Origin of the sequence: Parabacteroides sp. CT06, assembly GCF_002257605.1 — a bacterium.
GTDB lineage: Bacteria > Bacteroidota > Bacteroidia > Bacteroidales > Tannerellaceae > Parabacteroides > Parabacteroides distasonis.
On the sequence record NZ_CP022754.1, the window covers coordinates 4011752 to 4026879 of the forward strand.

Consider the following 15128-nt stretch of genomic DNA (forward strand, 5'->3'; position numbering starts at 1 on the left):
TATCTTTTTATTTAAGTAAACGGGGAAAAGGTTCATCTATGATACCGGCAGGACGCTGGTTCCGGCCTTCACATCCCCAATCTCCCATATCACTACGAACCTGTTCGATCCATTGATTCATCTTCGTTACTACTTCGGGATGTTTATCGATGACATTGGTTGTTTCCGACAAATCATTCGCCAAATTATATAAACGAGCTTCACCGACTTCCGTATCCGGGAAGTGAGGGCCTTTGATACGTTCCTTCAAAGGTAAATGATACTTCCAGTTTCCCCAACGTACCGCTTGTAATTGTTGTTTCTGGTAATAATAGAAAGTCTCCGTGGGCGATGCCATCGATTCTCCCTCCAAGATTCCAGACACATTATGCCCATCTATCACCCGGTCGGAAGGAACCGCATAACCGCAATAATGCGCCAATGTCGGTAAGAAATCCATCGAAGTCACCAGATTATCAGTCTCCTGTCCCGCCGGTATTTTAGCGGGCCATCTCATTATACAAGGCACCCTGAACCCACCTTCATACGTCGTACCCTTTTGGCCTCTCAACGGACGGTTCGTACCGCCGAAGTGTTCATCCGCACCATTATCGGAAGTAAAGATAACCAAGGTATTTTGATCCAATCCTTCCTCCTTTAAAGTCTCAAGCAAGACTCCCATCGACCAATCCAATTCCTCGGTCGCATCTCCATAGAGTCCGTTCTGAGACTTTCCCTTGAAAGCGGGAGAAGCCGCTAACGGATTATGAGTCATATTATGGCACAAGTAAATAAAGAACGGAGATTCCTTATGAGACTTTATAAACTCCACAGTCTTATTGGTATAACGAATCGTCAAGGAATCATGACCGACTGGAGCCACTATTACCTCCTCCTGTTCCATCAAGGGTAACGGACAATACGGACGATCCATATCGTTACTATAAGGAATACCATAATAATAGTCGAAACCCTGCCGGGTAGGAAGAAATGGCAATTGATCCCCTAGATGCCATTTCCCGATACAAGCCGTCGCATACCCCTGCTCCTTCATCAACTCGGCGATCGTTATCTCACCGGGATTCAAGCCTTTATGCGAAGCTGGAAATAGCACTTGCCTCCCTTTGGACATCAAAGGTGTAGGGTCCGCATTTACATGCATGGAGACTCGCCTTGGATAACACCCTGTCAATAAAGCCGATCTGGAAGGTGTGCTCACGCTCGAACCCACATAAAAATCGGTCAGTCGTATTCCCTCTTTAGCCATCTGGTCGATATGGGGAGTACGATGCTTCGTACTCCCGTAACAACCTAAATCCCCATATCCGAAATCATCGATAAATACGATTATCACATTTGGCCTTTCCGCCGCTTGAGTAGCCACGGCCGCTCCGGAAAAAGCTAATACAGATATTAGTTTAGATATAAATTTCATTTCATCCTTCTTTTAGTTGAACATTACCAACCCGGGTTCTGATCCAAATTCGGATTCAAAGAGCGCTCGCTATCAGGAATCGGTAATAAATCGTAATATTCCAAATAGCCATTTGGGAACTTCGTCTCGATCACGCTACCCTCATGATCCTTAATAATCATAGGGTAAAGTTCCTTACCGATTTTCCAACGTTTTACATCTGACCAATAACGTCCTTCTAATGCTAACTCAATCCGTCTCTCATGTCTCACTTTCTCACGAGCCTCCTCACGACTCATAGATGTCGGCAGCAAAGAGATCTTAACGTCATCCCTTTCCGTACGGATCCGGTTAAGGATAGCGATCGCATCCGCCACATTTCCATTCGTCTCAATAATCGCCTCCGCTTTTGACAATAAGACATCCGCATATCTCAGTATGATATCATTGATATAAGACTGCCCGGAAGGAGGAAGCTTTGACTCATCCTGAATCCGATATTTACGGGTACTTAAATGTTTCAACCGATTACCGGCATGATTAAACGCACCTCCCGGATACAGGTAATTAGGGAAACGATAGCCCAAGAAATAAGAACCCGGAAGTACAGCCGTGAAACCTAAACGAGGATCCCGGTTCTCATAAGGATTCTCGGGATCTACAGGAGAGCCGTCGATCGTCTCATAAGCCGCTACCAAATCATCCGTAGGGACATAACGGCTTCCACGGGTCCAACTTCCGGTACCCGTTCCGCAATACTGGTCAATATAGGAACCTTGCGAATTCTCGCCTTCAATATATTGGATATCAAACAATACTTCCTTATTGTTCTCATTAGCCGGATCAAACAAGCCCTCATAACTATGGAATAGACCATATTTCTTCAACGCATCAATTTGCTCGACACAAGCCAGAACCTCCTTGTATTTACCTTGGTATAAGTAGGCTCGCATTTTCATACCTAAAGCCGCCCCCTTGGTAGCACGCCCCGGCTCGGGAGCATCCACTCCCAAATTGGTGATCGCAACCTCATAATCATCCAACGCCTGTTGCCAAGTCTCCTCCAAACTCGCCCGCTTCAAGCTACGAGCTTCTTCCGTGGAAATGTTCGTCAATATAATAGGTACCCCACCATAGGTTTCCGCTAGCACGGAATAAGCCAGTCCCCGTAGAAAATGAGTCTCACCTGAATATTTGGCTTTCGCTTCTTCCGATAAATCCACTAAATCCATACAGGCCAACAAATAGTTTGCCCGGGAGATTATCTCATAACATCTTTTCCAACGATACGTTACGACTCCTCCGTCACTAGAGCTCAATCGCCCGGCACCCAACTTATTAAAAACCTCATCCGTTCCCCAGTTAAATGCGTTAGGGGTAGCTCCATCCGTTATGCCAAAGCCAAACAAGCCTTGATTATAAACCTCTTTTTCCCTCAATTGAGCATAGACACCATTTAAAAGGAGTTTGATATCCGATTCATTTTCCGGGAAACTCGCCGAAGTAATCTTATCCTCAGGATACAAATCCAAATAATTCTCCATACATCCCGTGAAAGAGACACATAGTATAATTGATAAGCAATATGCTAATAACTGTTTCATACTTTTAGAAATTAAGATTTATACCAAATGTAAATATTCTCGGAGTCGGGTAATAATTGGTACCCGAATCAAACGTATTTCTTTCCGGATCATATCCTTCATACCCTTTTTTCCACATAATCGTAAACAGGTTCTGGGCATTCGCATATACATACAACCGTTGCATTTTTAGCTTTGAGGTAATCCATTCAGGGAACGCATAACCTAATTGTAAGTTCTTCAATTTCAAGAAATCGATACGATGTACCCAAAATGAGGAGTCATACGTGTCCCATGAAGAGTCAAACCGAAGCATCGGTATATTTGAGTCCGGATTCTCTGGGCTCCACGCATCCCGCCATTTATCAGAAATAGTCAGCCATTCGTATTGCATACGGGTCATGCCGCTCTTCGTAAACGCATTCGCCTGTCCCAAACCTTGGAATAAGATATTTAAGTCAAACCCTTTATAGCGTAAGCCGGCAGTAAGTCCATACGTAATTTTAGGAATCGTATTACCAAGTACTTGTTTATCTTGATAGTCTAATTTTCCATCATTATTAACATCCTCGTATTTCAGATTTCCCATTTCCGGCTTAAGCCCATTGCTATGCATATGTTGAGCGGCTTCTTCGTCCGATTGATAGATGCCAACCGCTTTATAGCCATACAAAGCCTTATACGGATATCCCTCACGAATCAAATAAAGCTGGTCCGGAGAGTTTCCACCTTGAAATTTCGTTACTTTATTATCGATATACGTAAAGTTTAGTCCTACGTTAAATCCAAGGCGATCTCTGCTCGTCTCAAGATTATCATAATTCACGACTAACTCAAAACCATTATTTTTCATCTCGCCCACATTCTCAAACGGTGCGGTCTTATCCCCTAATACGTTTGGTATTGGCAATTGAACGATAATATCGGTTGTTTTTTTATTGAAGTAATCAGCTTCTATATTCAACTTATTACCTAAGAAGCCCAAATCCACGCCAATATCCAAGGAAGAGGTAGTTTCCCAAGTAATATCCTCATCCACCAAAGCGGTTACGGCAGCACCCGGAGCCAATGAGCCTCCATAATTATAACTCAAGTCATAATTTTGGGAGATCACTGTTAAATAAGGCCAATATCCTTCAATGGTTTGATTGCCTAATTGTCCCCACGACGCACGTAGTTTCAAATTAGAAAACAGATTCAGGTTCTTAATAAACGCCTCTTCACTCAAACGCCATCCTGCAGAGAAGCCCGGAAAAACACCCCAGCGATTTCCCCGTTTAAAACGAGAGGAGGCATCGGCACGGAGATTCATCTCAAATAAATATTTATCCGCAAAGGCATAATTCAATCGACCAAAATAAGATGCCATGCGTAGACCTTCAAAATTTCCCTCTCCCTTGATACCTTCCGTTCCCGCATCCACTTGGGTTAATCCTTCTTTGGGTGGGTTGGTTCTTCGGGCAAATACGTTCTTTATACTGTAATTCTCCAATTGGGTACCAAGGATAGCGGCAACATAATGCTTATCCGCAAATCGCTTGCTATAGTTTAATGTCGCTTGGAAATTATTACGCATAGTCGATACTTGCTCTCTACTCAACACAATACCATCACGATTGTAATTTTTCGGTATCGTCTCTATGCCAGAATCCGTATATCCATAAAGGGTCTCATTATATTTATCAACCATTTTCCAATTGCCATTAGAGGCCCATGTTACTTGTAAGTTCAAGTCTTTCGTAAAATCTACGGTAGCGAAAGCATTTACAGCCATATAATCCTTGGATGTTTTAGTCGCCCCGTTCGAAGCGTCTATAACCGGCTGATAAGTCGTATACAATAAAGTACCATCATCCTTAATCGCTTCTACCGAACCGAAACGGCCATCCCGGGTATATGGAGCGATGAAAGGAGCCGCACCTTGTTGCTGTTCGAATACACGGAACAAATCAAAAGGCTCTTGGGAATTCCTACGAGTATAATTCAAACGAGCGCCAACTCTCAACCATGAATTCACTTTATACTCCACATTTGCCCGGATACCGAACCGCTCCGCCTTAGAGTTCATCAAAATACCTTCCTGACTCAAATAGTTCAAAGACAAGAAGGAAGATAGTTTCTCCGATCCACCGCGAATGGATAAATTATGCCCTGTTATTAAAGCATTCCGATAAAGAGAGTCATACCAATCCGTATTCGGGTATTTATAAGTATCTGTTCCATTAGCGAAATTAGAGATCAATGTTTCCGAGAAAAGAGGGTTCTCTCCCCCATTCACCAAAGCTTGATTCGCCATAGTCATATGCTCGGCGCTATTCGTCACTAAATCAAAATGACGTCCGATCTGCTGCATTCCGACGTAAGAGTTCAACTCTACTTGGGTTTTCTCATTATTCTTTCCCATCTTCGTCGTAACCAAAACGACACCGTTAGCGGCCTTTGATCCGTAAATAGCCGCACTAGCCGCATCCTTCAAGACTGTGATACTTTCGATGTCACTCGGATTTACTTGGCTGAATACCCCTTCTACTCCGTCAATAATCACCAACGGGTCCGAATTATTCAATGTACCCCAGCCACGAATTCTCAATTGCGCTCCATCATCTCCCGGCTTACCCGAATTCTGGCTGATCCACACGCCGGAAACCTTTCCGGAAAGTGCTTGAGAAGCATCAGTGATCGGACGGTTCGCCAATTCCTCATCAAATTTGACTGAAGAAACAGAACCTGTCAAATTCACCTTCTTCTGGGTTCCATAACCAACAACCACAACCTCTTCCAAAGCCTGTGTATCCTCCTTTAAACGTACATTCAATGAAGTCTGTCCCGCAATAGCGACAGTTGTTGGCATAAAGCCGATATAAGAAAATTGAAGTGTCGCGTTATCCGATACCTCCAAAATAAATTTACCATCAAAGTCTGTTATCGTACCATTTTGAGTACCTTTCTCCACAACATTCGCTCCAATGATAGGTTCCCCTTTTGAATCGACAACAACACCCGTTATTTTTTTGGCTTGCTGGGTGACCGCATTCGCTATAGGTTTTTCAAATAAGTAGATCTTTCCATTTTTAACTTCATAACTTAATGACGTGCCCTCCGTTATTTTATCCAATACATTTGTCAATTCTGCATTCGTAAAATTAACGCTCACTCTCCGATTCAAATCTACGATTTGTTTGCTATACGCAACACTCAACCCGGTTTGGTGGGTGATGGTAGCTAAAACTTTCTCCACTTTCGCATTGTCCAGCACAATAGAAACCCGCTGAGCCGAGGCGGTAGCCGTGAAACTCAGCAAGGATATGACTAAAAATAGAAAGGTTAACTTCATGGCATTCGGTATTTTCTCAATTAATATTAAAAGGCACCTACGCCGAGGGCTTTCTTGCTTTTCTTTCATATATTTGTATTGATTTTAATAGTTGGTATTAGAAATTTATTTTTAATACGATCGGCAGCCGAAAAGGGTAGGAGCTTTTCGGCTGTTCTTATGTTATCTATTTATGAGGAATCCATACGCATATCTATTTTAAGGTTAACACTCTGTTTCCTGCTCTCCTATCAAATAGACACACGACAAATCTAAAAGGATGAGTCGTTATAGCTAATTTTTTTATTTTTTCATCCGGACTTCTATCTTGCCCCCTTTTTCCTCGAATAGTACAGGCGTGATTTTTTCCAATTCTTTTAATACCGTGGTCAAATTGACGCTATCGGTCGTTATCGTATACGTATATCGCAAAGCGGCAGAATCCTTCACGTCAAAGGATATATCATAAGTTCGAGCCAATGTTTTCATTACGTCCGATAAAGGGGCGCTCTTAAATACGAGCACATTACGTCTCCATGCCGAATACATCTTGACATCGTGGGAACGGAGTACCTCACAACGTCCGGAAGCCTTGTTATAAACCGCTTTTTCTCCCGGGCGTAATTGATAAGATTTGAAGGATCTTGATTTCAACTCGATAGATCCTGTCTCTAAAGCGACGAATATAGCTTCTTCCTCCGGATAGGCTTTCACATCAAAGGTAGTACCCAACACTTTTATATCCATATAAGAAAGATCCACGATAAAAGGCCGATTCTTGTTCTTGGCGACCTCGAACCAAGCCTCTCCTTCCAAATAAACCTTACGTTCGGAGAGACCGAATTTTTTCGGATAACGAATACGGCTTCCCGAATTCAAATGGACCTTACTCCCATCTTGAAAAAGCACTTGCATGCGTTCCCCATTAGGTACGTACACCTCGTCATAGCCATCATCCGCCAACAAATCCACTTGTGAGTTTATGCGTATGAAAAGTCCTATAATTAAAGCGATCGGTATAAAGACCGCAGCCGCATACGCTATAAAACGGCGTATTTTTTGTCGGCGGAGTTGCCGCATAATATTCTGATACATTACGGCTGAGGGTATCGGATGGTCGATCCATGCCTCTTCCTCCCCCATATGAATCGTTTTCTCATCCTGATCGATACGCTCAGCAAGCCATGCCTGTCCTTCCGGGGTCTTAAACCAACGAACAACCTCACAAGACTCCTCGGAAGTAGCCTCATTATTTAGCGTTTTCTCTATGATCGATAGATCGGGTATTTTCATATTCATTTTCTTTTATCAATTGACACGCAAAGCCATCAATAGGATGAGTTCCACAAATATAAAAGAAATAAAAATAGTCTCTCGAAATGTGCCCGCAGTATTTTTATCGCTTGCGCATAATGTGTTTTTACCGTGGGGACCGAGATATTCATCTTATCGGCGATTTCTTGATTAGATAGATTCCCTTTCAGCTTATACAGACAGACTTGGCGTTTCTGCTCCGGCAAATGATCGATCGCTTGGTAAAAATGAGACATCATATCTTGTTCCTCTATCTTTATAAGCAGTTCATCCTCATATTCCGGCGCTGATTGTACGATCTCATAATTTTTCTCTACGGCGCTATTATTATTCCGGATCTCATTTAATACGTGATTCTTTAGCATTGTATAGAGATAGTTCCTTAAATTCACGTTCACCATCAGTAGGGAACGTGCCTCCCACAATTTCAGAAAAACTTGCTGTACGGCATCTTCCGAAGAATATGTACTTTTCAAATATTTATAGGCCAACACATACAATAATTTATGATACCGCTCATAAATAACAGTAAACGCATCCTCGCTCCCCTGCCTCAATGAGGTGAGCAGATCTTCATCGCTCCGTATGGATTTCTGAAAAAAAGACATTCGAGGAGACTATATAATATACGATTCGCTATTTAACAGACGTTCCGCTTCCTCCTTCATGGCATCCGGCACCTGTGTAACCGCACCTTCACTGATCGATCGGATAAATTCCGGATACTCTTTACGGTAAACATCCAACATCCGGTTCGCAAAAACAAACATCATCGTATATTGGATATTCGCCAGCCGATCACACATTTTTATAAAAGAAGCGAATTTAGTCTGCCGTATTCCTTGATAATACAGGTCATTCGCCCGTTCTCCCCGGTTTCGTCCTTTTTCATTCGTTAAGGCGTATACGATTTCCGGAACTTGGTCTTCCAAGTGCTGTCTCACGCCTTCTGGCAAGACAAAGCCTCCCCCCTTGAACTCTTTCAGGAATTTCACGACATCATTATAGGTCATCCGTGCATCTTCTATCGTATCATGCAGAAAAGCAGAGGCATACAAAATCAGTATATCCGCCTCGGTCTCAGCTACCAGATATCCGTAGCGAGAGACATACGATACCGTCATTTTCAGATGAAATCCATAAGGCAACACATGATCATATTTCTGATTCACATCATCATGTATACGAAAAGCAGCCTTCTCCATACTGCAGATCCAAGGATAATAACGCTTTACTAGAGCGATAAATGATTGTTTTTCCATTCTTTCGATACTAAAGATTAATCTTTACGCATGGCAATAATACACAGTTCCGAAACCGCTGTTTCCGAAACGGCGGTTTCTACAATGCGAAGATATATAAATAATCGAATTAAATCACTCTATATCAAATTATTTAATACGGACTCCCACACGTGCAAGTGAAACATACCGTTTCCTTTCTTTATTATGGATATAATTATTATATTTGCAATAAAATGTATTTATATTATGGAGACAATCGCAATGATGAATCCTTTTGTCGTGGGTAGATATGTATCAGACAAATATTTTTGTGACCGTGAGGGAGAGACAAGCTTCTTGATTAAACAGATTGAGAACGGACGTAATGTCGCATTGATTTCTCCACGCCGTTTGGGTAAGACCGGATTGATCCAACATCTTTTTCATCAAGAATCGATAGAAAAAAATTATCATGCGTTCTTTGTGGATATTTATGCCACTACTTCATTAACAGAGTTCGTATATCTATTAGGAAAAGCCATCTATGACGAATTGAAGCCAAAGAAAACGGTTTGGACGGAACGGTTCTTTCAAATCATAACCTCATTGCGTGCGGGTTTTAAACTGGATATGGTAACCGGAGAACCTTGTTTTGATATTGGGCTAGGAGACATTCAAGCACCACAAACAACACTTGATGAGATCTTCGCTTATCTAGAGACCGCAGATAAACCATGTATCGTGGCGATCGATGAGTTCCAACAAATTGGCGGCTATGAGGAGAAAAATGTAGAAGCGTTGTTGCGAACCAAGATTCAACAATGCAAGCAGACTATGTTTATCTTCTCCGGCAGTAAACGCCATTTGATGAGTAATATGTTTAATTCCTCTTCCAAGCCTTTTTATCAAAGCGCTATTAGTATAGGACTTAAGCCAATACCCATTCATATCTATGTGGAGTTCGCCAACCGGCTTTTTGAGCAAAGGGGAAAGCTTATCGACAAATCCGTAATAGAAGAAGTTTATCGGATGTTCGATGGCTATACTTGGTTTGTGCAAATGATAATGAACGAACTTTTCGCATTGACCGAAGAGGGTGAGCGTTGTAGTATGGATAAGATAGAAATAGCCCGCAAGAATGTGATTCTAACACAAGAAAGTAGTTACAAGGATCTACTTGCCAATCTTGCTCCCAAACAAAAACTTGTTTTACAAGCTATCGCCAAAGAGGGCAGAGCAGAAGGTCTCACGTCATCAGCATTTATCAAAAAATACAAGCTACCCTCAGCCAGTTCTGTACAATCTGCGGTCAAACCTCTGTTGAAAAATGATTTGATAACACAGGAAGATGGCTTTTATAGGGTATATGACTACTTTTTCGCGGATTGGATGGCTAGAATATATTGACTCTCTTGTATGTAAATGTCAGAAAATAAGCAAATCTTAGTAGGCACTATCCGTTACTGAAGTAAATAATTTACGACTTGAAATGTAAATTCCTTATGCGGTGAAAATGAATTATTTAGACAACATACTTAATCGCTTGCAAAAGGCTTCTCAAGTGATTAGTTATTCACTTCCCAAGCCGTTAGTTATTCACTTCAGAAGCCTATTACACCCTGCAAAACAGATAAAATTAGGGAGAAAAGAAGAGGAACCATCAAATAATATCCAGCCGTTCTCTCAGTTGTTTAAAATAGCGATGCGAGGCGATCCTCTCCTCCTCTTGGAAGGGGGGATAGAACTCGCATCGTAAGGTCTTATTCTCGATGAACATCAAATAAGTCAAGTTCACAATGCAATCTTGGCTTATTTGAACAAACGTATTATTGATAGACAACAAATCTTTCGCTGTCGTGCCCATTTTTAGTTTATGAGTAGTACGGGAAGTCAAGACAATCTGCCAGCAACGCTGATCTCCCAAGAACTGAAACAGGAATATCTCCTCACAACGGACTAGCAAAAGACCCGAAACGGTTTGGATCGCAAATCGACTATCCCGATTCAATATTTTCCGCAAGGATCTCTCCATGCAGGCAACATCCGCAGGTTCTGTCGTATGAAAACGTTCGATGAGTGCCGCTAACTCATCAATTAAATAAGGTTTTAACAAATAATCAAACGCAGAGGCACGTAGGGCATCCAATATATATTTATCGTATACCGTATAGAAAACGACTCTCAAGTTCGGAAGAATATCATCCCGTATATCATCCAGCAAATCAAAGCCAGACATGTCCGGAAGTTCCACATCCAAAAACACCAAATCCGGTTGATACTTAAGGATATGCCTCTTGCCTAATTCCGCCGTTGTCGCTGTATCTAATATCCTTACCTCCGAGAAGGCCAATAGATCGTTTTGCAATTTCTGGATCGATCCAAGGTCATCATCTATGATTATTACTGTTATTTCCGGTTCCATACACGCTTCCATTTTCCAACAAAGTAAAATATTTATTGTTAAGATAAAAAATTAACGGCTTACCATAAATAGTGCTTTTTACGTATAAGTTGCAATATTCACGTTTATCCTATCGTTTTTCATGCTTATCTGTCATTTTTTATTTTATGATCTTGGTTAATTACCATTGATTGATAAACCCTATCTTTGCAAATACAGTTATAAAATAGAAACAATATATTTATGTCTCGAAAAATAAATCTTATTATATTCCTCTGTTTCATTTTATGCGAGGTATATGCCCAATACGTACCCGATGTATTGGGAGATGGTTATTTACGCCGTACCTTCCAGATGCCGGATGATTATGAGGGGAAGGTAGTTTGCACACTGGTCAAGAAACCTCAACTGGATAGCGTAAAACAGGCCGTGCTGTATATCCATGGCTATAATGACTATTTTTTCCAGAAACAATTAGGGGATAGCGTAAACGCTCACGGATATAATTTCTATGCGATGGACTTGCGGAAATACGGACGTTCGATATTACCCAATCAAAACCCGTTCTTTTGCAAGAGCCTAAAAGAGTATTTCGCTGATATCGATACCGCTTTGGCCACCATCCGGTCTGAAGGCAACGAGCGGATATTATTAATGGCGCATTCTACAGGCGGATTGATCACACCTTATTATTTGAATAGTAAAAAAGGAGAGTTACCGGTAGACGGGCTTATTCTGAACAGCCCTTTTCTAGATTGGAATTTCGGATGGTTAATGGAGAAAGTCGTACTGCCAACCGTTGCGTTTGTCGGGAGGCTATTTCCGAATCTTACCGTACAAGGTTTGGGTGATCCGAATTACGCTTATAGCCTGCTTAAGCAGTATAAAGGAGAATGGGAATTTGATACGAACTGGAAAATGATATTCGGGCATCCGAAAAAAGCCGGATGGATCAAAGCCATACAAGAAGCGCAACAGACGGTACAAAAAGGGTTAAAACTGGATTGTCCGATACTAGTGATGTCTTCCAACAAATCTTTTCCGGAAACAGAGACATGGCATGAGGAATACATGACCTCCGACATCGTCTTGGATGTTCAAGACATTCAAAAATACGGGGAGAAACTAGGAGACAAAGTCACGAGAGATACCATTCCAAACGGCATCCACGATCTGATCCTATCTCAAAAGCCCTATCGGAACGATGCCTATCAAACTATATTCGAGTGGTTAAAGAAACAATAATGGTTGCACCAAACATATAAATCCTTACCTTTGCGCCCAGACAAAACATTTATATATACATGAAATCAGTGCGATCAATTTTTATAGGTCTGACTTGTCTGGGGATGGCAACGGCTAGTTTCGCTCAAGAAGAAGAGACAACTCCGGAAGCGACTACCTACAAGGCCGAAATATTCGGATCGGTAGCTAGTGGCGACAATACCCCTTTCTGGATGGTTAGCAATCGATACGGAATTGTTCCTTTGGAAGCGAATAACGGATATTTGAATGCGGGAGTATTCCATAATCAAACTTTTGGCAAAGGTTTTCGCTGGGGAGCCGGATTAGACGTAGTGGCCGCAGTTCCTCGTCATCGCAATTTCTTTATCCAACAAATATATGCCGAGTTAGGTTACAAATGCTTGCTATTGAGTGTAGGAAGCAAGGAACGCTATAATTCACTTTGGGATCGTTGGCTTAGCTCGGGCGATATCGTGCAATCCGCCAATGCCCGCCCGATACCGGAAGTGAACATCAGCATTCCGGAATTTACCGTCGTTCCTTTAACGAAAGGCTGGATGCAAGTCAAAGGAGACTTTGCCGTCGGTCGTTCTTTCGACAAGGATTATCTGGCTAACTTCACAAACAATAAGCAGACTTATGTAGATAACGTTTTATGGCATCATAAATCATTATTTGTACAGATTAAGGATACACGCAATGACTTCCCGTTATCCGGTGTAATCGGAGTACAGCATTGGGCACAATGGGGAGGAACCTCAACCAATCCTAAGATCGGAAAGCAGCCTCAATCCATCAAGGACCTTATCCGGGTTATTTGCGGCAGCGAAGGGGGTGGCGACGCAACAGTCTCCGATCAAATCAACGTACTGGGTAATCATTATGGCTCTTACGATTTCAAATTGGCTTTTACACAACCTAACTGGCAAGTATCCGCCTATTACCAACATTTCTTCGAGGATAAATCCGGTATGATATTCGTAAACAATACCGACGGATTATGGGGAGGGCAATTGGATTTACCAAAATTCCCGTGGTTGCGTAAGGTGGTCGTGGAGTATCTGGTTACAAGAGACCAAAGCGGACAGTTCCACTTCATCGATTTTGATCACGACCTACATCCCGGCGTAGGTGGCGGTGGTGATGATTATTATAACAACGGAGAATACACTACCGGAGCCTCTTATTTTAACCGGGCGATAGGTTCTCCTCTGATCCCAAGTCCGGAGTATAACGAGAACGGTTCATTAGGATTCAAGAACAACCGTGTTCGTGACTGGCATTTCGGTGCGGAAGGCTCTATCTCCTCACAAGTATCTTATCGGGTATTAGTCACCGTGATGAATAGTTGGGGTAGACATGCCACCCCTTTCCTTAGCAAGAAAAGAGGAGCTTCCGGACTTTTAGATATCTCTTATCAACATCCCCGTTTATCGGGATGGGAATTTACAGGGTCTTTGGCAGCTGATGCCGGTTCCATGTTCGGCGATAACTTCGGATTCAGCCTGAAAGTAGCGAAACGTGGCATCTTGAAAAGCTGGAAATAATAACCTAAATTATTTATATTCTTCCCACAAGGCAGATGCTATGATTTCTTGAGTCTGATCAGCGAACGCTTGCATTCCTTTGTGGGAAGTGTCTATATTCTCGGTAGAAACCGCCGGATGGATCACCATCTCCATCCGATGACGATGGACATTCAACGACCCGATCGGCAAGACATCAAACGGCCCGTTTAAGGTGATCGGAATAATAGGCAAATGCTGATCCAGAGCCATTTGATAAGCCCCTTTCTTGAAACGGATCATTTTCCCGTCATACGTACGCGAACCTTCCGGAAAAACAACCACGGAAGCCCCGTTTCGAAGACAACGCTCCGCCTCCAAAACACTACGAGCGGCGGCCTTCGGCGTAGAATTATCGACAAAGATAAAACCGGCGGCACGGCAAGCAGCCCCGACAAACGGAATCTTAGCGATACCCGCCTTCATCACCCACTTAATGGGAACGCCTAAGAAACCATATATCAAGAAAATATCAAACGCGCCTTGATGATTAGCTACGAAAACATACGATTGTTTCCGGTCTATATGCTCACGCCCTTTTACCGTCACCGGACAAAGCGCCAGATAGCAAGTCAATCGAGACCAGATCATACCCGGATAATAAGCGAAGATTTTCTCTCCCCCCAATAGACAACCGATGATAACCGTCACAGCCGTAAGTATAGTCAGTACCAGAAATACAGGTACAAAAAACAGCCACAAATAAACTATGTAAAGTATTCTTCCCATACGTAACTATATTATAACACAAATATAGAAGCTAATTTCAATCGTTTCATTATTTTTCTCCGAAAATATTTTCACGATCGGGTTATTATTGCTTTATTTGCGGTAGAAAAGAAAATAATTATAAAATATCTATAACCATGAATGAGTTAATTAAAAATCTAGGAGTGATCGTACTCATTATTGGTGCGGCAGTTTTGGCTGTACCGTTTTTCACCGGAGGTATGACAAATAGTATTCTACTTACAGGTCTGGGATTGGTTCTCCTTGGCTATTTTGGTCATATCGTAATCAACAAACGAGTAGAATAATACACGCTACTTAGATTTAAAAGGAAATGAAAAAGGATGTGCCTCATTGTTACG

12 protein-coding genes are annotated in these 15128 nt (G+C 42.1%); 4 read left to right on the plus strand and 8 right to left on the minus strand.

The features are described from left to right. Positions 1–7: 7 nt before the first annotated feature. From CI960_RS17805 to CI960_RS17830, 6 genes are all read right to left on the minus strand, one after another. Positions 8–1414 (minus strand): sulfatase, encoded by a 1407-nt coding sequence (locus CI960_RS17805; RefSeq protein WP_005854090.1) that lies wholly within the window; start codon positions 1412–1414, stop codon positions 8–10. Between the two features lie 23 nt (positions 1415–1437). After that, on the minus strand, positions 1438–2997 hold the full coding sequence (locus CI960_RS17810) for a RagB/SusD family nutrient uptake outer membrane protein (RefSeq protein WP_005854088.1): 1560 nt from the start codon (positions 2995–2997) through the stop codon (positions 1438–1440). A 4-nt stretch (positions 2998–3001) separates the two neighbouring features. After that, the gene (locus tag CI960_RS17815) at positions 3002–6379 is read right to left on the minus strand and encodes a TonB-dependent receptor (RefSeq protein WP_005854086.1); all 3378 of its coding nucleotides are present in this window, start codon (positions 6377–6379) and stop codon (positions 3002–3004) included. A 213-nt stretch (positions 6380–6592) separates the two neighbouring features. Further along, positions 6593–7582 carry a FecR family protein gene (locus CI960_RS17820; RefSeq protein ID WP_005854084.1) on the minus strand — a complete coding sequence of 330 codons (990 nt, stop codon included), beginning with the start codon at positions 7580–7582 and terminating at the stop codon, positions 6593–6595. Positions 7583–7617: 35 nt separating this feature from the next. Beyond that, on the minus strand, positions 7618–8211 hold the full coding sequence (locus CI960_RS17825; RefSeq protein ID WP_005854082.1) for an RNA polymerase sigma factor: 594 nt from the start codon (positions 8209–8211) through the stop codon (positions 7618–7620). A gap of 9 nt (positions 8212–8220) precedes the next feature. Next, a complete protein-coding gene (locus CI960_RS17830; RefSeq protein WP_005854080.1) occupies positions 8221–8865 on the minus strand; it encodes an HD domain-containing protein in 645 nt (214 codons plus the stop codon). Between the two features lie 228 nt (positions 8866–9093). On the opposite strand from CI960_RS17830, the gene CI960_RS17835 reads away from it, so the two are divergent. After that, positions 9094–10233: an ATP-binding protein gene (locus CI960_RS17835; protein WP_005854078.1), complete on the plus strand. Its 1140-nt coding sequence runs from the start codon at positions 9094–9096 to the stop codon at positions 10231–10233. 253 nt (positions 10234–10486) lie between these two features. On the opposite strand, the gene CI960_RS17840 is transcribed toward CI960_RS17835, so the two are convergent. Continuing rightward, positions 10487–11248 (minus strand): LytTR family DNA-binding domain-containing protein, encoded by a 762-nt coding sequence (locus tag CI960_RS17840; protein WP_005854075.1) that lies wholly within the window; start codon positions 11246–11248, stop codon positions 10487–10489. Positions 11249–11470: 222 nt separating this feature from the next. Between CI960_RS17840 and CI960_RS17845 the strand changes: the two genes are divergently transcribed. Both CI960_RS17845 and CI960_RS17850 read left to right on the plus strand, forming a co-directional pair. Then, complete coding sequence (locus tag CI960_RS17845; protein ID WP_005854073.1) at positions 11471–12472, plus strand: alpha/beta hydrolase; 1002 nt, start codon at positions 11471–11473, stop codon at positions 12470–12472. Between the two features lie 59 nt (positions 12473–12531). After that, positions 12532–14019, plus strand: coding sequence for a capsule assembly Wzi family protein (locus tag CI960_RS17850; protein WP_005854071.1), 1488 nt, complete (start codon positions 12532–12534; stop codon positions 14017–14019). A gap of 9 nt (positions 14020–14028) precedes the next feature. Here the strand turns inward: CI960_RS17850 and CI960_RS17855 are convergent, their stop codons facing one another. Beyond that, on the minus strand, positions 14029–14766 hold the full coding sequence (locus tag CI960_RS17855) for a 1-acyl-sn-glycerol-3-phosphate acyltransferase (protein WP_005854069.1): 738 nt from the start codon (positions 14764–14766) through the stop codon (positions 14029–14031). Positions 14767–14903: 137 nt separating this feature from the next. Between CI960_RS17855 and CI960_RS23485 the strand changes: the two genes are divergently transcribed. After that, the gene (locus tag CI960_RS23485; protein ID WP_005854067.1) at positions 14904–15074 is read left to right on the plus strand and encodes a hypothetical protein; all 171 of its coding nucleotides are present in this window, start codon (positions 14904–14906) and stop codon (positions 15072–15074) included. Positions 15075–15128 lie beyond the last annotated feature (54 nt).